General features: G+C 50.1%; 21 protein-coding genes, 1 pseudogene and 1 riboswitch. Of the genes and pseudogenes, 20 read left to right on the forward strand and 2 right to left on the reverse strand.

Features of this window, described 5'->3' with window-relative positions; translation table 11 throughout:
* The 11 genes and pseudogenes from ABN764_RS26235 to ABN764_RS26285 all read left to right on the forward strand — a co-directional run.
* The coding region (locus tag ABN764_RS26235) for a 3-hydroxyacyl-CoA dehydrogenase/enoyl-CoA hydratase family protein (RefSeq protein ID WP_446673567.1) at positions 1–2,363 on the forward strand (2,363 nt) is incomplete at its 5' end.
* A 49-nt stretch (positions 2,364–2,412) separates the two neighbouring features.
* Positions 2,413–2,601 carry a hypothetical protein gene (locus ABN764_RS26240; RefSeq protein ID WP_446673568.1) on the forward strand — a complete coding sequence of 63 codons (189 nt, stop codon included), beginning with the start codon at positions 2,413–2,415 and terminating at the stop codon, positions 2,599–2,601.
* The gene (locus ABN764_RS26245; protein WP_446673569.1) at positions 2,595–3,860 is read left to right on the forward strand and encodes an acetyl-CoA C-acyltransferase; all 1,266 of its coding nucleotides are present in this window, start codon (positions 2,595–2,597) and stop codon (positions 3,858–3,860) included. The genes ABN764_RS26240 and ABN764_RS26245 overlap by 7 nt, the downstream gene beginning before the upstream one ends.
* An 83-nt stretch (positions 3,861–3,943) precedes the next feature.
* A complete protein-coding gene (locus ABN764_RS26250; protein WP_446673570.1) occupies positions 3,944–5,761 on the forward strand; it encodes an acyl-CoA dehydrogenase FadE in 1,818 nt (605 codons plus the stop codon).
* A 75-nt stretch (positions 5,762–5,836) separates the two neighbouring features.
* Complete coding sequence (locus ABN764_RS26255) at positions 5,837–7,579, forward strand: long-chain-fatty-acid--CoA ligase (RefSeq protein WP_446673571.1); 1,743 nt, start codon at positions 5,837–5,839, stop codon at positions 7,577–7,579.
* A gap of 162 nt (positions 7,580–7,741) precedes the next feature.
* A complete protein-coding gene (locus tag ABN764_RS26260; protein ID WP_044357052.1) occupies positions 7,742–8,167 on the forward strand; it encodes a PaaI family thioesterase in 426 nt (141 codons plus the stop codon).
* A 77-nt stretch (positions 8,168–8,244) separates the two neighbouring features.
* Positions 8,245–8,797, forward strand: a pseudogene (locus ABN764_RS26265) (cysteine hydrolase family protein).
* A gap of 51 nt (positions 8,798–8,848) precedes the next feature.
* Positions 8,849–10,345, forward strand: a complete 1,497-nt coding sequence (locus ABN764_RS26270) for a nicotinate phosphoribosyltransferase (protein WP_446673572.1) — start codon at positions 8,849–8,851, stop codon at positions 10,343–10,345.
* Between the two features lie 232 nt (positions 10,346–10,577).
* Complete coding sequence (locus ABN764_RS26275) at positions 10,578–11,441, forward strand: SMP-30/gluconolactonase/LRE family protein (RefSeq protein ID WP_446673573.1); 864 nt, start codon at positions 10,578–10,580, stop codon at positions 11,439–11,441.
* A 310-nt stretch (positions 11,442–11,751) separates the two neighbouring features.
* A complete protein-coding gene (locus ABN764_RS26280; protein WP_446673658.1) occupies positions 11,752–12,771 on the forward strand; it encodes a P1 family peptidase in 1,020 nt (339 codons plus the stop codon).
* Positions 12,772–12,877: 106 nt separating this feature from the next.
* Entirely contained in the window at positions 12,878–13,591 is a 714-nt protein-coding gene (locus ABN764_RS26285) for a lysophospholipid acyltransferase family protein (RefSeq protein WP_072728724.1), read from the forward strand.
* 62 nt (positions 13,592–13,653) lie between these two features.
* Here the strand turns inward: ABN764_RS26285 and ABN764_RS26290 are convergent, their stop codons facing one another.
* Positions 13,654–14,607: an L-lactate dehydrogenase gene (locus tag ABN764_RS26290; RefSeq protein WP_446673574.1), complete on the reverse strand. Its 954-nt coding sequence runs from the start codon at positions 14,605–14,607 to the stop codon at positions 13,654–13,656.
* Between the two features lie 224 nt (positions 14,608–14,831).
* On the opposite strand from ABN764_RS26290, the gene ABN764_RS26295 reads away from it, so the two are divergent.
* The 9 genes from ABN764_RS26295 to ABN764_RS26335 all read left to right on the forward strand — a co-directional run bounded on the left by ABN764_RS26295 (position 14,832) and on the right by ABN764_RS26335 (position 24,561).
* A complete protein-coding gene (locus ABN764_RS26295; RefSeq protein ID WP_083189303.1) occupies positions 14,832–15,224 on the forward strand; it encodes a metal-sensitive transcriptional regulator in 393 nt (130 codons plus the stop codon).
* Positions 15,225–15,271: 47 nt separating this feature from the next.
* Positions 15,272–15,472, forward strand: a complete 201-nt coding sequence (locus ABN764_RS26300) for a cation transporter (protein ID WP_021262381.1) — start codon at positions 15,272–15,274, stop codon at positions 15,470–15,472.
* A gap of 137 nt (positions 15,473–15,609) precedes the next feature.
* Positions 15,610–18,024 (forward strand): heavy metal translocating P-type ATPase, encoded by a 2,415-nt coding sequence (locus ABN764_RS26305; RefSeq protein WP_446673575.1) that lies wholly within the window; start codon positions 15,610–15,612, stop codon positions 18,022–18,024.
* A gap of 190 nt (positions 18,025–18,214) precedes the next feature.
* Complete coding sequence (locus ABN764_RS26310) at positions 18,215–18,505, forward strand: HesB/YadR/YfhF family protein (RefSeq protein ID WP_021256452.1); 291 nt, start codon at positions 18,215–18,217, stop codon at positions 18,503–18,505.
* Between the two features lie 212 nt (positions 18,506–18,717).
* Positions 18,718–18,908, forward strand: a riboswitch (cobalamin riboswitch).
* 322 nt (positions 18,909–19,230) lie between these two features.
* Positions 19,231–21,555, forward strand: coding sequence for a 5-methyltetrahydropteroyltriglutamate--homocysteine S-methyltransferase (gene metE / locus ABN764_RS26315; protein ID WP_446673659.1), 2,325 nt, complete (start codon positions 19,231–19,233; stop codon positions 21,553–21,555).
* Between the two features lie 337 nt (positions 21,556–21,892).
* Positions 21,893–22,408 carry a DUF3939 domain-containing protein gene (locus tag ABN764_RS26320; RefSeq protein ID WP_446673576.1) on the forward strand — a complete coding sequence of 172 codons (516 nt, stop codon included), beginning with the start codon at positions 21,893–21,895 and terminating at the stop codon, positions 22,406–22,408.
* A gap of 151 nt (positions 22,409–22,559) precedes the next feature.
* Positions 22,560–22,964 (forward strand): DnaJ family domain-containing protein, encoded by a 405-nt coding sequence (locus tag ABN764_RS26325; RefSeq protein ID WP_021256449.1) that lies wholly within the window; start codon positions 22,560–22,562, stop codon positions 22,962–22,964.
* Between the two features lie 144 nt (positions 22,965–23,108).
* Positions 23,109–24,047 carry a glutaminase A gene (gene glsA / locus ABN764_RS26330; RefSeq protein WP_065293253.1) on the forward strand — a complete coding sequence of 313 codons (939 nt, stop codon included), beginning with the start codon at positions 23,109–23,111 and terminating at the stop codon, positions 24,045–24,047.
* A gap of 103 nt (positions 24,048–24,150) precedes the next feature.
* A complete protein-coding gene (locus ABN764_RS26335) occupies positions 24,151–24,561 on the forward strand; it encodes a YuzC family spore coat inner layer protein (protein ID WP_268624398.1) in 411 nt (136 codons plus the stop codon).
* A gap of 83 nt (positions 24,562–24,644) precedes the next feature.
* Here ABN764_RS26335 and ABN764_RS26340 read toward each other — a convergent pair whose 3' ends face one another.
* Complete coding sequence (locus ABN764_RS26340; protein WP_446673577.1) at positions 24,645–25,283, reverse strand: nitroreductase family protein; 639 nt, start codon at positions 25,281–25,283, stop codon at positions 24,645–24,647.
* Between the last annotated feature and the right edge of the window lie 101 nt (positions 25,284–25,384).

The following is a 25,384-nucleotide window of genomic DNA, read 5'->3' on the forward strand; positions in this document are numbered from 1 at the left end:
TGCACAACCCCATCGTACCGAGGCGCTCGTTTTTGTTCAACCACCCAATTATTCGTATTACAGGAATTCTAACGGAGGACGAAGTGGAGGCAGGCAAGACTCTGGAGCATCCAGATGTCCGCAGCCGCCACGCTAATCAAGCGATTGCGCGATTGAAGAAGTCGAGCCCAGCACCGCTCTATATGGAAGCGTTCGCAGAGCGTATCATACCGGGTAATACAGCGGATCATTTGCAGGAACTTGCGCAGGTAGATTGGATTATTGAGGCGGTCACGGAACGAGTGGACGTGAAGCGCACGGTGCTGGCGCAAATAGAGCGCCACTGGCAAGAAGGGACGCTGATCAGCTCGAATACGTCAGGCATTTCCCTTGAATCCATGTTGGAAGGGCGATCAGAAGCATTTAGGCGTTCATTTGTCGGCACTCATTTCTTTAATCCGCCACGATACATGCATCTGGTGGAGCTTATACCGAATGCATTGTCGGATCAGTCGGTATTAGAAGGGGCCAAGGAATGGTGTGAGCGCAGACTGGGCAAGGGAGTAGTCATTGCCAAAGACACGCCTAACTTCATTGCCAATCGAATTGGGACGTACGGCTTGGTGATCACGCTTCAAGAAATGGAACGGTACGGTCTTACCATCGAGGAGGTCGATGCCTTAACAGGGCCGATTATCGGGCGGCCGAAGAGTGCTACATTCCGAACGCTGGATATCGTCGGACTAGATACATTCCTCCATGTAGCGAACAATGTGGCTGAGCATGCTGAGACAGAAACGGAGCGGAATGCGTTTGCTCTGCCGCCTTGGTTCAAAGAAATGGTAGAACGCGGCTGGCTAGGAGAGAAGAGCGGCCAAGGATTCTATCGCAAGGTACGCAGCGGTTCACCTGGAGAAGATCCGATCCATGCACTGCGTTGGCAGGATTGGACGTATGGGCCGAGGCAGCAGGTTGCTTCGGTGACGCTGCAGCAGGCGAAGCGGGAGAAGGGAACGGCAGCCAAGCTGAGAGCTGCAATCAGCGGCCGTGACCAAGGTTCACAGTTCATCTGGAGCATGATGAAGCAGGTATTGTGCTATGCAGCTTCCAAGGTAGGGGAAATTGCAGATCATATCGAGGATATTGATAAAGCAATGCGATGGGGCTTCAATTGGGAGCTGGGCCCATTTGAATGCTGGGATGCGATTGGTCTTCGGGATAGTGTCGCACGCATGAGGGCGGAGGACACAGAAATTCCGGCCTGGGTGGAGGCATGGCTGGAACAAGGTCACGAGCGGTTCTATGAGCAGCGAAGCAGCGGATTGTTCTTCGCCGCGGCAGGAGAATGGCAGCAAGCCGTGAAGAGTGAACAATCGATATTGCTTCGCTCTTTGAAGGAACAGGGAAGGACAATCGCACGCAATAGCGGTGCGAGTCTTATTGATGTCGGTGATGATGTGGCCTGTCTGGAATTCCATTCTCCGAACAATGCAATCGGGGAAGATATTTTATCCATGATCGAGAAGAGCGTAGATATCGTAGCGCGTGACTACCGAGGTCTCATTGTTGCGAATGAGGGACGTAACTTCTGCGTTGGGGCAAATGTGATGCTTCTGCTCGGCGAAGCTCAGGCCGAGGAATGGGACGAAATCGACTTCATTATCCGCCAATTCCAGCGAGCGATGATGAAGCTGAAGGGCTTGCAGCGGCCCGTCGTTGCTGCACCGCACCGAATGACACTTGGCGGAGGTGTGGAGGCGTGCCTGCCGGCCGATATGATTGTGTTCAGTCCAGAGACATACTTCGGACTAGTGGAGACCGGAGTTGGACTGATTCCTGGTGGGGGAGGCTGCAAGGAAACGGCGATTGCGCTCTCACATCGGCTGCCGCATCCCGATGATGATCTGAACGCATCACTTGTGCGCGCATTCGAGACGATCGCCATGGCCAAAGTGTCGAACAGCGGTCATGATGCGCTGCGACTCGCCTATGTACGATCCCAAGATCGTGTGCTATTCGCGGAGCAGCGCCGCATCTATGAAGCGAAGCAGGCCGTTCTCGCTATGGATTCGGCAGGGTATGTGGGGCAAGTGCAGGAGGCAGGCCGACCATCTATACGCGTAGCTGGACGGGAGGGCTTTGGCGTCCTGCAGTTAGCCGTATCCAATATGCTGGAGGGCGGCTACATAAGTGAGCACGATGCGTTAATTGCTCGCAAGCTCGCACGTGTACTTACAGGTGGAGACGTGCCTGCCAATCGCCTCGTATCTGAATCGCATCTGCTCGATTTGGAGCGGGAAGCCTTCTTATCTCTTTGCGGAGAACGGAAAACACAGCAGCGGATGCAGCACATGCTGAGCAAGGGGAAGCCGCTGCGCAATTAGGGCATATCGAATTAGACATCATACTGGCAAGCAGGGCCGGAGCAGTGGTTTGGATAGCAGCAAAGAAACAAAGAAGCAACCAGTAACGGAACAACAGAACAACAGAACAGCAAAACAGCAAAACAGCAGAACAACAGAGCAACAGAGCAACAGAGCAACAGAGCAACTGGGCGGTGATAGCTTGCATTGGTTTCTGTTGCTGGAAGGCAATTGGGTGAGAGGGGGATATGCATGGTAGCGGATACGCCTGCAAAAGCATTAAGAGAAGTAGTCATCGTAGCGGCAGCAAGAACAGCAGTAGGCAAGGGAAAGCGTGGAGCACTGGCTGACACGAGAGCGGAGGATTTGGGACGGACCGTCATTGAGGCGGTGCTGGAGCGAACCCCAGGACTAGAGAAGCATGACATAGATGATGTCATTCTAGGTTGTGCGATGCCGGAGGGGGAGCAGGGGCTGAATGTAGCGAGGACAATCGCGCTTTATGCAGGGCTGCCCCATACGGTTCCCGGGGTCACCATCAATCGATTCTGCTCATCCGGTTTGCAGGCAATTGCCTATGCAGCGGAGCGGATTATGACAGGAGCTGCGGATGTCATTATCGCCGGAGGCGTAGAGAGCATGTCACATGTTCCTATGACAGGCTTCAAGCTGTCTCCTCATCCGGTTATCTCTGAAGAACGTCCTGAGATCTATATCAGTATGGGTCACACAGCGGAACGGGTCGCCAAGCAATTTGGCATAACCCGCGAGATGCAGGATGCATATGCGACAAGGAGCCACCAACGTGCCGTTCAAGCCTATGCGGACGGGAAATTCAATGATGAAGTGGTGACCGTTCAGGCTAAGCGAACTTGGGAGGAAGCAGGCGGCAAACTGAAGAGTACGACCATCGATTTTCGAATAGATGAATGCATTCGCCCAGAGACAAATGAGGATACGCTGCGCAAGCTGAAGCCGTCTTTTGCCGCACAGGGCTCTGTAACAGCTGGCAATTCCTCGCCGTATAGCGATGGAGCGGCCGCGGTCATGGTAATGAGCCGGGAGCGGGCAGAAGAACTAGGGTTGGAACCGCTCGCGGTATACCGTTCGTTTGCCGTTGCGGGCGTCCCGCCTGAAGTGATGGGCATCGGACCAGTTGAAGCTATCCCGAAGGCGCTTCGCCTTGCAGGAATCACGAAGGAAGAGGTAGCGCTCTATGAGGTAAATGAGGCATTTGCCGCACAGTGCCTTGCGGTCATTCAGGAGCTGGGACTTGATGACAGCATTGTGAATGTAAATGGTGGAGCGATTGCGCTTGGTCATCCGCTCGGCTGCACGGGCGCGAAATTGACCACAAGTCTCATTTATGAGCTGCGCCGCAGAGGTGGTGGTCTTGGTGTTGTGTCCATGTGCATCGGCGGCGGGATGGGGGCTGCAGGCGTATTTGAGGTTCTGCCGCCGTGTGAGGAGAACGGTGAGAATCTTGCAATCGCATCGAAAGATTCAGATGAAGATTAACGGCACATAGACTTATCTGCATGAATTGTACCAGACGGGAAGATGGCGGGTACAAGAATGAAGATGGATCGGAGGAATGAAGCATGGAAGCTGCGTCTACGACGCGTGTAAGAGGCGGTGGCTTCGTCATTGACGAGCCGATTCTGGAGTGGGTAGTAACACCAGAGGATTTCACTTCGGAGCAGCGATTGTTCGCGGACACGACCAAGGCATTTGTTGAGGGAGATGTGCTGCCGCATGATGAGGATATTGAACATCTTAATTATGAGCTGACTGTTCAATTGATGCGCAAGGCAGGAGAGCTTGGACTGTTAGCGACAGATATCCCAGAAGCCTATGGGGGGCTTGGTCTCGATAAGGTAAGTTCTACGATTGTCAATGAGAACTTGGCCCGTGCATCTTCCTTCGCATTGTCCATTGGCGCTCATGTTGGCATCGGCACTCTGCCGATTGTGTACTTTGGAACGGATCAGCAGAAGCGCACGTATTTGCCTGAACTGGCAACAGGCGCTAAGATCGCTGCCTATTGTCTAACAGAACCAGCATCCGGTTCTGATGCGCTCGGCGCACGAACAACAGCTAAGCTGTCTGATGATGGTACTCATTACATTCTGAGCGGATCGAAGTTGTATATTACGAATGCAGGTTTTGCAGATATTTTCATTGTGTATGCCAAGGTAGATGGTGTGAAATTTACAGCATTTATTGTGGAGCGAAGCATGGAAGGATTTACGGTTGGGCCGGAAGAGAAAAAGATGGGGATCAAGGGCTCATCCACCTGCCCGATTTACTTCGATCATGTCCGTGTTCCGATTGAAAATGTGCTTGGCGAAATCGGCAAGGGGCATCTGATCGCATTTAATATTTTGAACATAGGCAGATTCAAGCTGGGGGCAGGTTGTTTGGGTGCGGCGAAGGAGACGATCCAGTTGGCTTCCGCATATGCGAATGCTCGCACACAGTTCGGCAAGCCAATCAGCAGTTTCCCGCTTATTGGGAAGAAGCTCGCGGAGATGAATACGCTGACCTATGTGTTAGAGAGCATGGTATATCGAACATCAGGATATATTGATGCGATGCTGCAAGACGTCAATGATGGCTCTACTAGTACGGGAGCGCAAGATTCAGCCCATGCAGGCGTATCTCCGGCCAAAGCAATCGCGGAGTTTGCGCTTGAATGCTCCATTATTAAGGTATTTGGCAGTGAAGCACTGAACACGATTGCGGATGAGGGCGTGCAAATCCATGGCGGTTATGGCTACATCCAAGAATACAAGGTCGAGCGGATCTATCGCGATGCACGCATTAATCGTATATTCGAGGGCACGAATGAGATCAATCGACTGCTTATTCCTGGAACCTTGTTGAAAAAAGCATTAAAGGGCGAGCTTCCGTTAATGGAGCGCCTAGAGCGGCTGCAGGAAGAGGTTCTGGCATTCAGCCCTTCACTTGGCGATGAAGAAGATGGCCCAATGGCTGAACTTTATAAGTTGTTGAACCAAATGAAAACTGCGTTTCTCGTTGTGGGCGGAACGGCGGTTCAGAAGTATGGTACGCGCATCGAGCAAGAGCAGGAGGTTCTTTCCGCTCTCGCAGACATGATGATTTATATTTACGCAGCAGAAAGTGCGATTCTACGAACGGATAAGCTGGTTAGCCGCTTAGGTGAAGAGAAGGCTGAACTTGCTCTGCAAATGACACAGGTGTTCGTTCGTGATGCGCTTCAGGTAATTGAACAGAGAGCCAAAGAAACGCTTCAAGAAGCAGCATCAGGAGATACCCTTCGCACGCAGTTATCGCTGCTCAAGAAATTCAGCCGCGCCACTCCATTATCCTTGACCTCGCGGAAGCGGGCTATCGCTGCACGCATTATTGCGAACGAGCGTTACACCGTTGTCTAGATTAACAATGAGCAGCAATCAATATGCGCTGATGCATGGTGAAGCGCAACTAGAACGAGGAAGGGGAGTAGCATCATGAATGCCTATTCTGATGAAAGGCCATGGCTGCGCCATTATCCTGAAGAAGTAGCACCGTCGTTCGACTATCCGAAGCATAATGTGGCCCACCTGCTAGAGAAGGCTGCGGCAGAATTCCCTGAGCGCGCAGCTATTGAGTTTATGGGGAAGACGCTTACGTATCGTGAACTACTCGCTTCTGTCTATCAATTTGCTGGAGGCCTGCGCTCACTTGGTGTGAGTGCAGGAGAGCGGGTTGCCATCATGCTGCCGAATTGCCCGCAAATGATCATAGCCTATTACGGCACATTGATGATGGGTGGAATTGCGGTGATGACGAGTCCGCTGTACATGGAGGGAGAATTGGCCCACCAACTGGAGGATTCCGGAGCAACCGCGATCATTACATTGGATTTGCTGTTTGCTCGTGTACTTCATGTGAGGCAGAAGACGAAGCTCAACCACATGATTGTTACTTCTATTCGGGATTATTTGCCGTTCCCAAAAAATTGGTTGTATCCATTGAAGATGAAGAAGGATGGCCAATCGCTCGCAATTCCTGATGTTCCGGGTGTTGTTCGCTATAAGCGATGGCTCGCATCAAGTGCGCCCCTAACGAAGGCGCATTCTGTGGATGCCGAACAGGATGTCGCCATGATTCAATATACAGGAGGCACAACCGGAAGAGCGAAGGGAGTGATGCTGACGCATTATAATTTGATTGCCAATACGGTGCAGACGTCAAATTGGTTCTATCGCGCGCAGCGCGGCAAGGAAACGTTCCTTGCGGCACTCCCGTGCTTCCATGTGTTCGGCTTGACGGTACTGCTCAATTTAGGAATTCATCTGGCAAGCAAGCTTATTCTGCTGCCTCGGTTCGATACGATGCAGGTGCTTGAGTGCATTCATAAGGAAAGAGCAACGATCTTCCCAGGAGCTCCGACGATGTACATTGCAATTAACCACCATAAGGAGGTAGCACGGTACGACCTATCGTCTGTGCAGGCGTGCGTGTCTGGTTCTGCACCACTCCCATTGGAGGTGCAAGAGCGGTTCGAAGCCATTACAGGAGGCAGGTTGATTGAAGGTTATGGCTTAACGGAAGCTTCACCGGTTACACATGCGAATCCGCTCTGGGGATATCGGAAGATCGGAACCATTGGCATTCCATTTCCCGATACAGATGCTAAGGTCGTTAACCCAGACACTGGAGAGACGATGCCAGTAGGCTCCATTGGCGAACTGGCTGTACGAGGGCCACAAGTCATGAAGGGATACTGGAATCGGCCCGAGGAGACGGCAGATGTGTTGAAAGAGGGGTGGCTGCATACTGGCGACATGGCCAAGATGGATGCCGACGGGTTCTTCTCGATCGTTGATCGGATGAAGGAAATGATCAATGCAAGCGGATTTAAAGTGTTCCCGCGCGATGTGGAAGAAGTGCTGTTCGAGCACCCGCAGGTAAAAGAGGCAGCTGTCATCGGTGTGCCGGATCCTTATCGGGGGGAGACAGTCAAGGCCTTCATCGTGCCAGTGGAAGGAGCTGCGATTACAGAGAAGGAACTGGAAGGATGGTGCCGGGCTAAGCTCGCTGCATTCAAGATTCCGCGGCAAATTGAATTTCGAGCGGAGCTGCCTAAAACAATGGTTGGCAAGGTGCTAAGGCGCAAGCTAGTGGAGGAAGAGGCCCAGCGCCGGCTGCAGCGCGATGGCCATCGGGATGGGATCGCATCAGATGATACAGACAAGGACAAAGAGTAGATGCTGCGCAATATGCATGCATTGTGATAAGATAGAAGGGGGAAGGCCGGTCGTTGATAGAGATCGGCCTTCTCTACTTTCAACATTTTGTTAGTGAAGTAAGGGCATAATGTTAGTATACTATTAGGTAAATAATGGCGGAAGAATCGAGAGGTGGCTAACATGAGCAATGAGCAGAATCTGCAGTGGGATGAATTAGAGGCACGTGCGCAGTCTTCGTTCTGGGGATACTTGGGTTGTGAGCTCGTTCATGCGGATGAGAAGGAAGTGATCCTCCGGCTAGATGCGAAGGCTCACCATTTGAATATGATAGGCATTGTACATGGGGGCGTGTTGTCCTCCCTGCTTGATAATGCGATGGGAATCGCCGCTTCCGCATACAAGCAAGATCCGAATATTGTTACCGGAAGCCTGAATGTGAACTTTCTGCGACCAATGAAGGCAGGCATATTGGAAGTAAGGGCGCATGTCGTTCATGCAACGAAGCGTGTGCTCACGCTTCAAGGCACGGTAGTAAATGAGCAAGGAGAGCTTGGCACGATGGCAACGGGGACTTTCCACGTGAGAGGTCAACGCGCAGGAGGTTGACATTTAGCACCGATTTGTCATAATGACGTTAAGCTAACTATCGGATATCAGGTCTCGGAGAGGAGATGGATTCGGAATTGAAGGCATTGATTGTCATAGATTATACGTATGATTTTGTAGCGGGCCGACTTCCATGCGGGGGAACCGGCCGTACATATTGAGAATCGTGTTGCGGAGTTGATAGATTCCTTCGTGAATGCTGGGGATTTCGTGACGATGGCGGTTGATCTGCACGAAGAACAAGATCCCTACCATCCTGAAACCGCTCTGTTCCCGCCGCATAATATTAGGGGCACGGGTGGGCGCAATCTATACGGTCAAGTAGCTGAAGTATACGAACGCCATCAATCCAAAGTATACTGGATGGATAAGACCAGATACAGCACATTCTGCGGCACGGATCTTGATATGAGACTGCGAGCAAGACAGATAGAAGAAGTCCATTTAGTTGGAGTATGTACGGACATCGGCGTGCTTCATACAGCTGTAGATGCTTATAATATGGGATATAAGATTATTGTCCATGAGGATGCTGTCGCCACCTTCAATGGGCATGCGCATGAATGGGCGCTACAGCACTTCCGCAATTCACTCGGTGCTCAGATTATAAGTGGGTACCGCACAGAATAGTTAATGCCGCATACTGTATGACTGGTAAGTGGTAGAAAGAGAGATGACCTGATGAATACATCAATGGCCCTACACACAGATAAATATCAAATTAATATGATGTATGCACACTGGAAAAATGGCACGCACAATCAGCAGACTGTGTTCGAGGCTTTTTTCCGCAAGCTGCCCTTCCATAACGGGTATGCTGTGTTCGCTGGCCTTGAGCGCATCGTTGAATATATTGAACGCTTGCATTTTACAACAGAAGATATTGAGTATCTCGGCATGCAGGAAGAGCAGTACGAGGAAGCATTTCTGGAGGAACTGCGCAACTTCCGCTTTACGGGACAGATCGATGCGGTTCGGGAAGGTACGCTTGTATTTGCGAATGAACCGCTTATTCGCGTTGAAGGACGCGTGTTCGAGACTCAGCTGATTGAGACGGCACTGCTGAACTTCATGAACTTCCAGACACTCATTGCAACGAAGGCATCGCGCATTAAGCATGTGGCTTCCACTGATATTCTGATGGAATTCGGCACACGTCGTGCACAGGAAGCCGACGCAGCTCTATGGGGGGCACGCGCCGCTTACTTGGCTGGCTTCCATGCAACGTCCAACATGCTGGCAGGACGCAGATTCGGCATTCCGACAAAAGGGACGCATGCACACGCATGGGTGCAGAGCTTCGAGAGTGAGGAAGAGGCATTCCAAGTGTTCGCTGAAGCATTGCCTGATCAGGTGACGCTGCTCGTTGATACGTATGATACGCTGCACAGTGGAATACCGAATGCCATTCAGATTGGTATGGAGCTGGAGAAGAAAGGGAAGAAGCTGCAAGCCATCCGACTCGATAGCGGCGATATTGCCTATTTGTCGATTCAAGCCCGCAAGTTGTTGGATGATGCTGGTTTGAAGGATGTGCAAATATGTGCGTCCAATGATCTGGATGAATATACGATCTCAGACTTGAAATCGCAGGGTGCCCGCGTGGATATGTGGGGAGTTGGTACGCAGCTTATTACAGCAGCGGATCAGCCATCTCTTGGCGGAGTGTACAAGCTCGTATCGCGTGAAGTGAACGGCGAGATGAAGCCGACAATCAAGATTTCGGCTAATCCTGAGAAGGTAACGACACCAGGCAAGAAAGATGTATACCGCATTATTCATAAGAAGAAGAAAAAAGCAATTGCGGATTACATTTGCCTCTCTGAAGAAGATGAGGTAAAACGTCGGGCAAAGATTAAGTTATTCGATCCGATTCATCCATATTTGCACAAGTATGTAGAGCACTATGAAGCAGAACTGCTGCTTCGACCTGTATATCGGGACGGCAAACTAGTCTATGAGCGTCCGAATCTGGAAGAAATCCGTAATTACCATAAGGAGCAGCTTCAGCTGTTCTGGCCGGAATATTTGCGCAAGTCGAATCCGGAGCAGTATCATGTTGACGTAAGCACGAAGGCTTGGGAACTGAAGCGCGACATGATTGAATCACATGTTCAAGAGAAGGAAAAATGGCGTACATTCCAAATGGATGCCGGTGATATGGAAGATCATGATTAATTAGCGGGAACAGTTGTTGGACAAGTTCATTCATTGATTCATTTATACAATCTTTACAAGCTTCTAGAAGTTCGTATTGAGAGTAATGTAGATTCAGGCTAGGAAGCGGGGATAGAATCGCTGTCATGTGCAAGGGCAACTGTGATAGCGATTTGCTTCTGTTCAGTCCTATCACTTGCAAGATCGTTAACGTTGTAAATGATGTACATGCGAATAGGGAGAGTGAGATTGCATGGATCAGACGTTTGATGGATCCGGGATTCAGATGCGAAGCAGTGAGGTATTTACGCCACAGCATGGATTTACACAAGGCATAGAGGGACCGGCTTGCGATAAGGAAGGCAACTTGTATGCTGTCAATTATGAACGACAGGGCACGATTGGCAAGGTAACACCAGAAGGCGAATGCTCCGTATTCTTGGAGCTGCCTGAGGGATGCATTGGCAATGGTATACGCTTTACTCGCAATGGAGACATGTGCATTGCGGATTATGCAGGGCATCACGTATTCCGCTATTCCTTCGTGACGAAGGAACTGCACGTTCTGGCACATGATCCAACGATGAATCAACCGAACGATATTGCGATCATGGCAAATGATATTGTATTTGCTAGCGATCCGAAGTGGGCCGATGATACAGGGCAAATCTGGCGTATTCGTCCAGATGGAGAAATGACGCTTCTGGAATCAGGGATGGGTACGACCAATGGCATCGAGGTTAGCCCAGATGAACGCTTGCTCTATGTCAATGAATCGGTTCAACGACGGATCTGGGTATATGATCTTCAGGAGGATGGCAGCATCTCGAATAAGCGTCTGTTCCATCAGTTCCCTGATTTTGGATTGGATGGCATGCGATGTGATGTTGACGGCAATCTGTATGTCGCACGCTTCGGCAAAGGAACAGTCGCGGTTCTTGCTCCAGACGGAACCGTGACAGAAGAGATCCGCCTCCATGGAAGCAACTGCACGAATGTAACATTCGGCGGCGAAGACGGCTGTACGGTATACGTCACGATCATGGATCAAGGTAATGTCGAACGATTCCGAGCGAATCGTCCTGGCCGCTGCCGACGTCTATTCGGACTCGTATAATTAATTCATAATAAGAGGAGCCCTAGCAGCGGGCTCCTCTCTCTTCTTGTGAACGGAATGGGGCTTGGGTATAACTTGTAGATGATGGTTGCGGCTTAGACAGAACTCGAGGATTGTAAAGCCTATTATTTCTCGGGAAAGCGCAGAATTAGGCATGAATCGGCATGAATGTACAAAGCTCGATGAGTCACCAGCGAGTTACGAGTTGCATTTATGTCGTATGATTCCCGCAGCGGGTCGCTTCATGCATCATCGAATCATGAGAACCGGAAATAGACATCTAACAACGATGACAGAAAAGGGTGCGAATATGCAATCTTCCCATTGGAATATCAAACCCGGGGGCAAGCCTGCTCGCTATCCTGGCGCAATCACGGATGTACCAGGTATTGTTGTCGGGCATGCGCATGATAATGAGGCACATACAGGCTGTACAGTCATTGTAGCAGAACAAGGGGCTGTATGCGGCGTTGATGTCAGGGGATCAGCGCCTGGCACTCGTGAAACGGAGTTACTGCAGCCAACCGCTCTCGTTCAGCATATTCATGCATTGTGTCTCAGCGGCGGAAGCGCATTTGGACTCGCTGCTTCACAAGGGGTAATGCAGCGATTGCAGGAGCAGGGGATTGGACTTGATGTCGGCGTTGCCAAGGTGCCAATTGTTCCATCTGCTATTTTATTTGACTTGGCGATAGGCAATCCGACAGTCGTACCAACTGCAGAGATGGGATATTCGGCTGTTGAGAATGCGACGTCTGAAGCGGTTGCCGAAGGCAATGTAGGTGCTGGCGCAGGTGCAACGCTTGGCAAGTTCGCGGGAGTGGAACGAGCAATGAAGGGCGGATTTGGTACGGCTTCTGTACAATTGCCAAATGGTCTTGTTATTGGTGCGGCTGTTGCTGTCAATGCGGTTGGCGAAGTGAGACATCCGAAGCATGGTACGGTATTAGCTGGGGCAAGAGCGGATGAGAAGGGACAGTTCATTGATCCGTTGTCTTTCCTAACGCAATTGGCTAATCCCTTCCAAGCGACGATGAAGCCAGGGACAAATACGACAATTGCCGCAATCGCCTGCAATGGAGCATTCACAAAGACCGAAATGACGAAAATTGCACAAATGGCGCATAATGGCTTGGCTCGCACCATTTATCCTGTCCATACGATGTATGACGGAGATACAGTGTTCGCGATGACAACAGGCGGAATTGACGCCTCTGTTGATCTGGCGGGCATGTGGGCAGCCGAGGTGCTTGCTTATGCCGTCCACAATGCCATCATTGCAGCGAATTCCGTTGAGGGTGTGCCTTGCTCACAAGAGTGGCTTGATTGACTGGTTTGATAGAATAGCTTGATAGTCTAGCTTGATGTGCATAACAGGAATGATTTAATAATGGCATCATACATCGATACGTTGTAGAGGGGAATTACATCACATCATGAAATTCATACGAACATTGATTTGGTTTATTTATTTTTGGCTTTATTTACTTTTCATTATCCCTGGGATGTGGAAGGCCAATCGACTATATAAGCAAGGTCGGTATGAAGAACTGGATGCCTACACGGCCAAGCAGGTCGGAAGATGGGCGCGGTCATTGCTGCGTGTAGCCGGTGCGAAGGTAACGGTTCGTGGATTGGAGCATATCCCAGAAGGCGGAGCCGTCTTTATCTCGAATCATCAAGGGAATTTCGATGTGCCGATCATGCTTGGGCATGTTGGCAAGCCGAAGGCGCTGATGGCCAAGGCAGAGCTGGCGAAGCTGCCTTTCATTCGTGTGTGGATGAAGTACTTGCGCTGCATCTTCGTTGACCGCAGCAACGTACGCCAAGCCATGAACAGTCTGAATGAGGCGGGCAAGCTCGTAGAAAGTGGACATCCGATCGTCATCTTCCCTGAAGGAACACGAAGCAAGAGTGAACACATCGGTGAGTTCAAAAATGGCGGCTTCCGCGTCGCTACGAAGACAGGGTTCCCTATTGTGCCTGTTCGGATATCGGGTTCTTACAAGCTGATGGAGGCGAATGGGAATTGGATCAGTCCTGCTCATGTGGAGGTAACCGTTCTTCCTCCAGTATCGACAGCTGGCCTGTCGAAGGAGGAGGCTGCGGAGCTTCCAGAGCAAGTCCGTACAATGATTGTGAATGCATAATTAGGAAGGCGCACCGTCTATGGACAGTGCGCCTTTCGTTTATTCGCAATCAACAACCAACTCTATTTCGGGAATACCGAAGATATTGCCTGCTTAAGCACCCCTGCGGAATGATGAAGCTTCTGCATCTCGTCTTCAGACAAATGAAGCTCGTATACATCGCGGATTCCTTGGCGATTTACGACGGCAGGAACGCCGATGTACACATCATCCAGACCATATTGTCCAGTCAGCAAGGCAGATACGGACAACACAGAGTTCTCATTCTTCAGGATAGCCTTTGTCAAGCGAGCCAAGCCCATCGCGATTCCGTAGTAGGTAGCCCCTTTACGTTCGATGATGTGATAAGCAGCATCGCGTACATTCAGGAAGATATCATCCAATTCTTCCTGTGTCGGCTCGCCATGCGTCTTGCGATAGTGCTCGAGCGGCTGGCCGCCAATGCTGACATTGCTCCACGCAGGTAGCTCAGTATCTCCATGTTCGCCCATAATGTAGGCATGGACGTTGCGTGGATCAACGCCGATTTTTTCGCCGAGCAAATAACGCAGACGTGCGGTATCCAAAATTGTACCGGAGCCGATGACGCGATGAGCAGGCAGACCTGAGTATTTCCAGGTTGCATATGTAAGCACATCGACTGGATTTGTTGCGACCAGGAACAATCCATCAAAGCCGCTCTCCATGACGGAAGTAACGATCGATTTGAAGATGTTCGCATTTTTGCCGATTAGATCAAGACGTGTTTCTCCTGGTGCTTGGTTCGCACCTGCTGTAATGACAACGAGGTCAGCATCCTTGCAATCGCTATAGTCTCCAGCCCATATGCGCATATTGGATGCGAACGGAAGACCGTGATTCAAGTCCATCGCATCTCCTTCTGCTTTTTTGTGGTTAGCATCGATAATGACTAGCTCAGCGGCCAACCCTTGATTGAACAACGCGAACGCGTAACTGGAGCCAACAAAGCCCGATCCGATCAACGCGACGCGGGACACTTTTGTCATTTGGGTCATAATAAGTGTGCCTCCTCGAAAGTAATAACAATAAGTTCGTCTGTTAGACAATGGGCCTGAAGCCAGACTAACACTTAAATTTTAACCATTTTCCGAAGAAATAACCAACCCTAATTTACCACAGCGAGAAATTTGAGTTAGCTGAAGAAGCAAGCTTTCAAAAAAAGGGCTTGCATAGGGTAGGGGGGTATAGTATAGTTATTGCATGAGGTGGTGATACACAAATGTCAAACGAACGTATCGATGAACAAGTCGATGACGTGATGACCGCTGCTTTTGGTACAGAAGATGCTTGCCATGCAAGTGAAGAAGGGTGCGAGCACCACACTCCAGACGGGAAGCGGAAGAGTCATCACTCAGATGAGATGAAGAAGAAGCTGGTTCACCGCTTGAATCGCATTGAAGGTCAGGTGCGAGGCGTGAAATCCATGATTGAAAAAGATACCTACTGTGACGATGTGCTGAATCAAATCGCATCCATCCAGTCTGCACTTCATTCAGTTGGCAAATTGCTGCTCGAAGGGCATATGAAGAGTTGTGTCGTCGAGCGATTGCAAGACGGGGAGCCGGAAGTCATTGACGAGCTGCTAACAACGATTCATAAATTACTAAAATAAGAACATGGCCTGTTCCTTAAGGAATGGACGATAGAGGAGGAAGTAAGATGGTTAACGAAACATGGACAGTAGAAGGGATGACATGCGGGCACTGCAAGCAAGCAGTAGAACGAGCGGTAGAAGGTACAGGTGCAACTGCACAGGTTGATTTGGCTGCGAAGCAAGTAACCGTATCTTATGATGAGTCCAAAGTAAAGCCGGAACAAATCCGTGAGGCAATTGAGGATCAGGGCTACGACGTCGTGTAATGATAAGGCGCCGATTCTCATATTATGCTGAATACGCTGATTGATTACTGCAAAGAACACTCCTTCAGAGGAGTTTTCTTTTGGAATCAGATATAGGGTATAGGGGTATGTTTGAGAAGGATAAGGAGGACATGACAATGGCAGAAAAGCAAGCAACGTTGCCGATTGAAGGAATGACCTGTGCCGCATGTGCAACACGAATTGAAAAAGGATTGAATCGTATGGACGGCATCGCAGAAGCATCTGTCAATCTTGCTTCAGAACGAGCGGCCGTGCAATATGACGGTGATGCAGTAACCTTGCAGCAAGTCGTTGATAAGATCGAGCATCTCGGATACAAGGTTCCGGTAGAAACGTTGGATTTGCAAATTGAAGGAATGACTTGTGCCGCTTGCTCCACTCGCATTGAGAAGGGACTGAGCCGTATGCAGGGAGTGCAGACGGCAGCAGTCAATTTAGCAACGGAGACGGCGAAGGTCACCTTTATTGGATTGAAGCAAGAAGATATTTTGAATAAGATCTCTCAGCTAGGTTATACGGGGCGGCTGAAGAAGGAAGAAGGCGAGAGTGAACAGGAATCGCCAACACAGCGGAATATGCGTCGATTGCGTAATACGTTCCTCGTCTCTGCCCTATTGTCCATTCCACTACTGTGGTCCATGGTGGGTCATTTTTCTTTCACTTCATGGATTTGGGTGCCGGAATGGTTCATGCACCCTTGGGTGCAAATGGTACTGGCAGCGCCGGTTCAATTTATTATAGGGGCACGCTTCTATGTTGGGGCATTTAAGGCACTCCGCAGTGGGAGCGCCAATATGGATGTGCTTGTTGCGCTCGGTACGACCTCAGCCTATGTGTACAGTGTGTACTTGGCGTGGCAATGGCAGATTGGCGAGCTTCACCATCCTGAGATGTATTTTGAGACGAGTGCTGTTCTCATTACGCTCATTCTTCTTGGTAAATGGCTGGAGGCTTCGGCTAAAGGACGGTCTTCTCAAGCGATCCGGGCTCTGATGGGGCTGCGTGCCAAAACGGCAACCGTTGTGCGCGACGGTGAACAAGTGGAAGTGCCTGTGGAAGATGTGGCAAGTGGGGATCTCGTACTTGTTCGCCCAGGTGAGAAAGTACCAGTAGACGGCATTGTAGTTAGCGGGACATCGACCGTGGATGAATCCATGCTTACCGGTGAAAGCGTCCCTGTTGAGAAGCAAGCTGGCGATAATGTATATGGGGCTACCGTGAATGCGCAGGGGGCATTTACGATGAGAGCGACTCAGGTCGGCTCCGAGACGGCGCTCTCGCAAATTATTAAAATCGTTGAGGAGGCACAGGGCTCCAAGGCTCCGATTCAGCGGATCGCTGATAAAATATCAGGCATCTTCGTGCCGATAGTCGTTGGGATTGCGGTGCTTGTATTCTTAATTTGGTATTTCGCTGTCGAACCAGGCAACTTCGGTGTAGCCTTGTCTCGTACCATTGCCGTACTCGTAATCGCTTGCCCGTGCGCGCTCGGCTTGGCAACGCCAACGTCGATTATGGCGGGAACCGGACGTGCTGCGGAATATGGTGTACTATTCCGTGGCGGCGAGCATCTGGAAGGCGCATATCGGGTGCAGACGGTTGTGCTCGACAAGACAGGAACCGTAACAGAAGGGGCTCCTTCGCTTACAGATGTTGTACTGCATGATGGGAATGAAGACGAGAAGACAGAACTCTTGACCTTACTGGCATCTGCTGAGAAGCAGTCCGAGCATCCATTGGCACAGGCAATTGTGAAGGGATTGTCGGAGCAAGGAATCAGCACGGTCGAACCGGATTCATTCCGAGCTGAACCTGGATATGGAATAGCGGCTGAGGTGAAGGGGCATCAGATCATTGTCGGCACACGCAGATGGATGGAAAAGAACGGGGTAGCAAGTGGCGATGCGGAGGCAGCGTTGCAAGACATGGAGCAGGCAGGCAAGACGGCAATGCTCATTGCGGTTGATGGCAGCTGGAAAGGCATTGTTGCCGTTGCCGACCAGGTGAAGGCTTCTTCAAAGAAGGCCATTGAGCGGCTGCATCAAATGGGGATACGCGTCGTCATGATGACAGGAGACAACACTCGCACGGCCAGAGCAATCGCGTCACAAGTAGGGATTGATGATGTATTTGCAGAGGTGCTGCCTGAACAGAAGGCACAGCATGTGCGCGAGCTGCAGCAGAGAGGCAGTGTTGTCGCCATGGTAGGCGATGGAATTAATGATGCGCCAGCTCTGGCAGCAGCGGACATTGGGTTCGCGATCGGTACAGGTACGGATGTAGCAATGGAGACGGCAGGCGTAACCTTAATGCGTGGCGACTTGAACGGCATTGCGGACGCGATGGAGATGAGCCGCCGTACCATGCGCAACATTAAGCAGAACTTGTTCTGGGCGCTCGTATACAATACGATAGGCATCCCGATTGCAGCAATCGGATTGCTTGCACCTTGGCTTGCAGGAGCGGCTATGGCCTTCAGTTCGGTATCCGTTGTACTGAATGCGCTGCGGCTTCAACGCATCAAGCTGTAACCTGGCAGAATTTCTCGGTAGAGATCGTGATGTTCCTAAACAGAAGGTAGCATATAATCATATCGCCGAACGTATTATGCGGTAATGATGATGCGGATCATTGACGAACTGTCAACTTTGGTGTTAACAAAAGTGGCGACCACATGGTATGATCAAATCGGATGAAAGGTATGATTAAGGAGGTCTGAACATGCAATTACGCGTTACAGCGAAGGCAGTCGAGCGTTTTTTGGCTGATTGGGGATTCACAGCAGGAGACTCAGTACGCATATTCGTCCGCTATAGCGGATTCAGTGCTTCAGGACCTTATTCATTCGGCATCATGAAAGACAGTCCGCAATATCCAGCAGTGACGGAAGTTGTGAACGGCATTACGTTCTTTATGGAGCAAAATGATGTATGGTTCTTGGATAATCGTGAATTGACGCTAGATGAGAAAGGTGAAGATATTGTCTTTCTGCATGAAGGAATGGTCATCTAGCGTATCAACCCGTAATCATCAATAGGCGAGCCGAGAGGCTCGCCTATTGTGCATGGATAGACGCTTAGTGAATCGGAGTTTAATAAAGATAAGGTGATAGCTCCGGTATTTGTTTATTTTGGTTAGAGATGAGAAAAAATCCTTGTCATTCGTTCTGGTTAGATATATAATCGTTCTCAATTGGGGGAAGCGTGACTGCGACTTTCAATGCAATTGAATAGGAGGAAACAGGTGCTTCGGGTAACGTCGAAGCTTAATAGGGAAGCCGGTTGGAAATCCGGCGCGGTCCCGCCACTGTGACAGTTGAGGTATTGCGAGAGAGCCACTGGTCGTAATTGATCGGGAAGGCTGCAAAGGCCAATGAAGCTGAAGCCAGGAGACCTGCCTGTTTTGACAACACTGTTCGTACCTACGGGAGATAGGGAAGTGTTCGTAAGCATGGATATCGGTTTTCGATTCCTCTTAGCATGAGGGCAGTCTGCTAATGAGACGGAAGGATCGATCTATTCCACTATGACTTCATGGACGTTTACGAGACATTTCTGTTGTTGGACAGGAATGTCTTTTTTGCATATTGTTTTGCAATGAAATTTCTGAAGTCTGAGTGATAAAGTCACATATGGTGGGGTAGAGCGTTCAACTGCAATCTTAATTCCGTGTTAAGCGATAGAAATTGTCCAATTATATCCCGTATGGCAAAATGACTCATGGAGAGGGGCAGTATGATGACAGTTCATTCAATCAAGACAAGCACAGCAGGTTACCCTCGGATCGGATACGACCGGGAATGGAAGAAGGCATTGGAGCAATATTGGGCTGGTAATAGTTCTGTTCAGCAGCTGGAAGAAGGATTGGCGCGCATCAATGATGTTCGGCTGAAGACGATGCAGGACGCTGGCATTGACCTAATTCCAGTAAATGATTACTCCTGGTATGATCATGTGCTTGATATGACGGCCACATTCGGATTGATTCCGTCACGGTTTGCATATGATGGTGGAGAAGTGAACGCAGATTTGCTGTTCGCCTTGGCTCGCGGAACACAGGATGCGGTAGCTTGCGAGATGACGAAGTGGTTTAATACGAACTATCACTACATTGTGCCGGAATGGGAAGGCAAGGCGCCGCAACTTACGGTCAATCGCCCGCTGCAAGCCTATCGCCAAGCGAAGCAGATTCATGGCATTGAAGGTAAGCCAGTCATCATCGGGCCATATACTTATGTCCGCTTTATTAAAGGGATTAAACCGGAAGAGCGCCTGAACGTTCTTCGCCAATTCGTAGGGGTATACGGACAGTTGCTTAGCGAGTTGGAGGGTGAAGGTGTTCAGGCTGTGCAATTGGATGAACCTGCATTCGTGCTGGAAATGCCAAGCGAGCATTGGGCTGCTGTGAAGGAAGTCTATGCCGAATTGCGCAAGGCGGCACCAAGCTTATCATTATGGGTTCAGACCTACTTCGATGCGGTGTCTGACTACGAAGCGTTCGTATCGCTTCCGGTGGATACGCTCGGATTAGACTTTGTTCATGATAAAGGGAGAAATGAAGCAGCGCTTCGTCAATTCGGATTCCCTGCGCAGAAGCAGCTTGCTGTCGGCATTATTGATGGCCGCAATATTTGGCGTACGGACTTGGCGGCTGCTGCAGTATGGCTGGAGTCTGTGGAAGAGATTGTACCAAAGGAACGCTGGATTATTCAGCCATCATGCAGCCTGCTTCATGTACCACTCACGGCGGCGCGGGAAACTGAGCTGCCAGCACCAGTGCGCGAGGCATTGGCGTTCGCGGATGAGAAGCTGGAAGAGACGGCTCTGCTTGCTCGTCACTTCTCAAGCCCGAGTGAAGAGACGCGTGCAGCGTTAGCAGAGAGCAGAGCTCGTGTTCAAGCATGGCGTACGGAGCCGTCAAGACAGCGTCCACAAGTCGTTCAAGCGTTGGAAGAACTGCTTCGTGCAGAGAAGGAAAAAGGAATTGAACGTCTTCCATTCGAGGAACGCAAGGAGCTTCAGCGCAAGCGCTGGCCATCGCTGCCGCTGCTGCCGACCACAACGATTGGCAGTATGCCGCAAACTGTGGATATCCGGCGCGCACGCCTTCGCTTCCGCAAGGGAGAATGGGATGCCAAGACGTATGAAACGTATTTGGAAGAGGAAATGACACGCTGGATTCGCATTCAGGAAGAGATCGGCATTGACGTGCTGGTACATGGTGAATTCGAACGCACGGACATGGTTGAATACTTTGGCGAGAAGCTGGACGGGTTCGCATTCACGAAGTTCGGCTGGGTTCAATCCTATGGCTCGCGCTGTGTAAAACCTCCGGTTCTGTACGGAGATGTGGCGTTCACAGAGCCGATGACGGTGAAGGAAACGGCATTTGCACAGTCCTTGACGTCTCAGCCGGTTAAGGGAATGCTTACGGGCCCGGTTACGATCTTGAACTGGTCGTTCGTACGTGACGACATTCCTCGTGAGCAGGCGGCATTCCAGCTGGCGTACGCGCTTCGTCAAGAGATTGCAGCACTGGAGACTGCAGGGATTGGCATGATCCAGGTCGATGAGCCTGCGGTGAAGGAAGGTATGCCGCTTAAGGCGGAGGATGCTGTCTATTATACGGATTGGGCAGTGCTTGCTTTCCGGCTTGCAACATGCGGAGCAGCGCCTGAGACGCAAGTACACACGCACATGTGCTATTGCGACTTCTCCGACATGGTCGATACGATCCGCAAGATGGATGCGGACGTGATCTCGCTCGAAACGGCACGCAGCGGCGGCGATATGATTGCTACACTGGAGGAGCAGAGCTACGAGCTTGGCATTGGTCTGGGTGTATATGATATTCACAGTCCACGTGTGCCTGCTGTAGAAGAGATTGATCGGATCATCGAGCAGGCGCTTCGTGTGCTGCCGGCTGAGACGTTCTGGATTAACCCAGACTGTGGTCTGAAGACGCGCCGCGAGCCGGAGACGGTAGCTGCACTGCGCAACATGGTAGAAGCAACGAAGCTTGCTCGCGCACGCCATGAAGCGGCAGTATCGACTGAAGCATAAGAACTGATCCTCGCTAGTTTTCATCGCGCGCATATAGACCTTCAATATTTCTTCATTATCATAGGGAAAGGCCATCTCTCGCAGTCATCGTGACTGCCATGCAGAGATGGTCTTTTTTTATAACGTGAAACCTTCAAATTTAAAATACGTAATATATGGTAAATCGACATTTTTCTTTTCCTGCGCGTGAGTGAATGAGATGAACATTGGTTATTCATATGTTAAAGGAATACCGGAACAACCAAACATGTCGATTAATGAAAATTATGTTATAATAGAGATGTAAGCGGATACATGAATCCTGCTTCCATCTTCCTTATCACACGGAGGCAGAAAGGTGGGATCTGATATGCGTTGGTTCACACAATGGTTCAAACGGGATAAGAAAAACTCTAAGGCAGCTCTTGAAGCGGTGCATGTAACGTTAGAAGATGTCCGCAGAGCGGTGATTCAATATGAGAAAGATATGCCAAAAGAGATTAAACGAACGACCCTGCTCCTAGGGGATCAAAGCATTGATTTGAAACGCCTGCGCCGTTATTTAGGTGGGGAATCGGATCAGAAGTTCTATATGTCCCATTACACGTACGAAATATTTGATGAGAAAGATAAGCACATTCCGATATATCTAGATATGGTTCAGGCGGCGGTCGATGATTATTTGGATGAACATGATGATCTTCCCGTACTCACGGGAACACGCAACCGCCAAGTCCACTATGACCTGCTCATGCAGCGCCATTATTTAAAAGAGAAGCCGCCTATCTCTTTCTACTTAACGACAGAGCAATTTTTACTGACTCACGAAGAGGATTGGCATAAATCACAAGCAGCGATTCCAATTGATTTGTAATTGAATTGGCACGAATAACAAGAGCTTGCCCTCATTGGCTGAGGGTGAGTTCTTTTTGTTTATTTTCCAGTTAAAATTCTGGGGTGATTAGTGGTATCCTATTACAGGGTATGTCTACATTAGATGTAGTCGAATAGCGAGGTGTGCAATCATGGATATTATCGGATGGATGGCAGAGCAGAAGATTCAAGAGGCAATGAATGAAGGTGGATTCGATGAGCTGCCAGGCAAGGGGAAGCCTCTGGTGCTCAAAGACTTGTCGCATGTTCCTGAGGAATTGAGACCAGCTTATTTGATGATGCAGAATGCAGGCCTGTTGCCGGAAGAGCTGCATGTAGGACGCGAAGTCGTTCGCTTGGAACAGCTTCTCGCTGCCTGCACTCCCGAAGATGAACAGAAGATTGGTGACACACGTAGGCAGCTGAATGAACGGAAGCTGCGGCTGCAAATGATGATGGAGGAGCGGGGATGGGCTGTTGTACCTGCGTTCGCCCAGTATGAATCACAGATTGTGAACAAGGTTTCGCGTGTTACGGAGCCTCAGCGTGAGGACTAGAGTACAGGCTGGACAGCATAACATGCTGACGCATGTGAACCCGCTAACCAAGAAACGATAGATATAACCATATATATCTCATCAGCGAGATGCTGATATGTTCATCGCAATGTTGGTTGAAGGAAGGAAAGGTGTTCATTACGTATGACGACCTATTGGCAGCAACTTAGAAGAGAGCTCCCTCATTGGGTAGAGGAGAGCCGGACAGTATCACAAGATGGAGAGGTCGCTTCATATATACCGGGGCTTGCAAATGCTCCGAAGGATGGGCTGTGCATATCCTTGTTCGGTATTCAAGGTGAACAGGTGCATGCAGGCGATTGCAAGTTCAAATTTACAATGCAAAGCATATCCAAGGTCTTCTCACTGCTCTTGGCCTTGCTCGATAGCGGCGAGGCAGTTGTATTTAATAAGGTAGGGATGGAGCCCACTGGTGATGATTTCAACTCGATCTTGAAGCTTGAGCTCGTTGACCCTGGGAAGCCGTTCAATCCCTTTATCAATGCAGGGGCGATTACTATCGCCTCGTTAATTGAGGGGGGAACGCCTGAGGAAAAATCAATGCGCATGCTTGAATTCATTCGAGAATTGGCGGATGACCCTACCATCACGTGGAATGAGGAAGTATACCAATCCGAGAAGGATACGGCACATCGGAATCGTTCATTGGCTTATTTCTTGAAGGATAATGGTGTACTTGAAGCGGATGTAGAGGATACGCTGGAGGTGTATTTCCGTCAATGCGCAATTGAGGTAAATACCGATCATCTTGCGCGTATGGCTCTTGTATTGGCAAATGGCGGCTGCAATCCACAGACAGGACGCTGCTACATTCCGAAGCATTATGTACAGATTGCGAATTCGTTCATGGTGACGTGCGGCATGTACAATGCCTCGGGAGAATTTGCGATTCACGTGGGCATCCCGGCCAAGAGCGGTGTGTCTGGCGGTATTCTTGCAGTCATTCCTGGCAAGATGGGAATCGGTGTCGTTGGGCCTTCCCTGAATAAGAAAGGCAATAGTGTAGCAGGGGTACATCTGCTTGGCGCTTTGTCCGAACGATACGATTGGAGCATTTTTTAGCACGCCGCTAAGCCGCAATGAAGAACACGAAATGTGCTCCTCTTACATAGGCTGACATAGTACCTTCTTCGTACGGACTACTTAGAAACGAGGGATGTGTGAGATGTCGTCTAATGAACCAGGGATTACGTGTCGGGTAGGATCATTGCAATCCATCATACGAGTGCCTTCTGTCCGACCGGTATTGGGTAAGCGGGATCGCATTCCAGAAACTTATCCGCCTATGGATTCGAGCCTATTTGTAACCTCAGCAGCCAGTACCTATTCCCTAGCGGAGCAGGCGGTACGTGTGCTTGATCGACTGAGGAGCTCGCATTCTCTGGCGACTGCCGTTATGGACGCAGCGCAGCGGGGCAACAAGGCTGAGGTGATACGGCTTATACGCGAGATCGGGGTACAGTCGAGGTTGGATGTAAAATTTACGCCAGATGGTATCCAAATCATTTTCAATACGGATCCTGCGGCAGGACGCTGCTGCGAGCTGGAAGTGAAGATGCGCTGGAATCCGAGCTAATCCTAAGCAACAGAGAAAAGCGCCACATCCATGGGATGGGCGCTTTTGTATTTCATTGTGCTCAAAAAAATAAGGATCATATCTTATTGATTCGCTGGGAATGATTCATGGAACACCGTACGTTCCAATGGCAAGCGGCTTGTTGCATGCGCAGGTGCAGCTGCTTTGCCAAGTGTAATAAGCATCACCGGCACATAGCGGGACGGGATGGTGAATTCCGTAACGAACTGCTCCTTGCTAAAGCCGCCCATTGAGCAAGTGTCCCAGCCTTTAGCTTTGGCAGCAAGCATCAATTGCATGGCAGCAAGTGAACTGTTGAGGATCGCTGCTTCGGTGCCAACCTGCTCGGAAGATGCATAGGCGCGGTTAATGTTGCCTACCAGTGTATCATGCACTTGCTGCGAGATGTTGCCTGCTTGCAGCTGCTCGCCATACAATTCTGACGCCATCAGGTTCGCTTGTGTGTCGCCAAGCACGGCAATGACAGCCGAGCAGTCAACAACCTGCTGCTGATTGTAGGCGATGGGCAGAAGCTTCTGCTTCGTATCTTCCTGTTGGAAGACGAGGAAGCGCCAATGCTGCAAGTTCCAAGCAGATGGTGCGGATCCGGCAAGCTCCAAGATCTCGTTCAATTCGGAAGAGGCAATTGGTGTATGTGGAACATATTTACGAACAGAGTGGCGCGACAGCATAGCTTCGCTTGCATTCATTGATGTAGTCATCGTATTTGGTCATCCTTTCAAGGCGATATTCACATCTAGGGTATAATATTCTATTTCTAGCTTTTGCTAACAAATATATAGTAGCATAATTATCGTTATTG

This window comes from Paenibacillus wuxiensis, assembly GCF_040195695.1.
Lineage (GTDB): Bacteria > Bacillota > Bacilli > Paenibacillales > Paenibacillaceae > Paenibacillus_B > Paenibacillus_B suaedae.

Bases quoted from the DNA above. Each gene is read 5' to 3' on its own strand.
- ABN764_RS26245 (WP_446673569.1), top strand. From the start codon at position 2,595: ATGGTAGCGGATACGCCTGCAAAAGCATTAAGAGAAGTAGTCATCGTA.
- ABN764_RS26250 (WP_446673570.1), top strand. From the start codon at position 3,944: ATGGAAGCTGCGTCTACGACGCGTGTAAGAGGCGGTGGCTTCGTCATT.
- ABN764_RS26255 (WP_446673571.1), top strand. From the start codon at position 5,837: ATGAATGCCTATTCTGATGAAAGGCCATGGCTGCGCCATTATCCTGAA.
- ABN764_RS26260 (WP_044357052.1), top strand. From the start codon at position 7,742: ATGAGCAATGAGCAGAATCTGCAGTGGGATGAATTAGAGGCACGTGCG.
- ABN764_RS26270 (WP_446673572.1), top strand. From the start codon at position 8,849: ATGAATACATCAATGGCCCTACACACAGATAAATATCAAATTAATATG.
- ABN764_RS26275 (WP_446673573.1), top strand. From the start codon at position 10,578: ATGGATCAGACGTTTGATGGATCCGGGATTCAGATGCGAAGCAGTGAG.
- ABN764_RS26280 (WP_446673658.1), top strand. From the start codon at position 11,752: ATGCAATCTTCCCATTGGAATATCAAACCCGGGGGCAAGCCTGCTCGC.
- ABN764_RS26285 (WP_072728724.1), top strand. From the start codon at position 12,878: ATGAAATTCATACGAACATTGATTTGGTTTATTTATTTTTGGCTTTAT.
- ABN764_RS26290 (WP_446673574.1), bottom strand. From the start codon at position 14,607: ATGACCCAAATGACAAAAGTGTCCCGCGTCGCGTTGATCGGATCGGGC.
- ABN764_RS26295 (WP_083189303.1), top strand. From the start codon at position 14,832: ATGTCAAACGAACGTATCGATGAACAAGTCGATGACGTGATGACCGCT.
- ABN764_RS26300 (WP_021262381.1), top strand. From the start codon at position 15,272: ATGGTTAACGAAACATGGACAGTAGAAGGGATGACATGCGGGCACTGC.
- ABN764_RS26305 (WP_446673575.1), top strand. From the start codon at position 15,610: ATGGCAGAAAAGCAAGCAACGTTGCCGATTGAAGGAATGACCTGTGCC.
- ABN764_RS26310 (WP_021256452.1), top strand. From the start codon at position 18,215: ATGCAATTACGCGTTACAGCGAAGGCAGTCGAGCGTTTTTTGGCTGAT.
- metE (WP_446673659.1), top strand. From the start codon at position 19,231: ATGACAGTTCATTCAATCAAGACAAGCACAGCAGGTTACCCTCGGATC.
- ABN764_RS26325 (WP_021256449.1), top strand. From the start codon at position 22,560: ATGGATATTATCGGATGGATGGCAGAGCAGAAGATTCAAGAGGCAATG.
- glsA (WP_065293253.1), top strand. From the start codon at position 23,109: ATGACGACCTATTGGCAGCAACTTAGAAGAGAGCTCCCTCATTGGGTA.
- ABN764_RS26335 (WP_268624398.1), top strand. From the start codon at position 24,151: ATGTCGTCTAATGAACCAGGGATTACGTGTCGGGTAGGATCATTGCAA.
- ABN764_RS26340 (WP_446673577.1), bottom strand. From the start codon at position 25,283: ATGACTACATCAATGAATGCAAGCGAAGCTATGCTGTCGCGCCACTCT.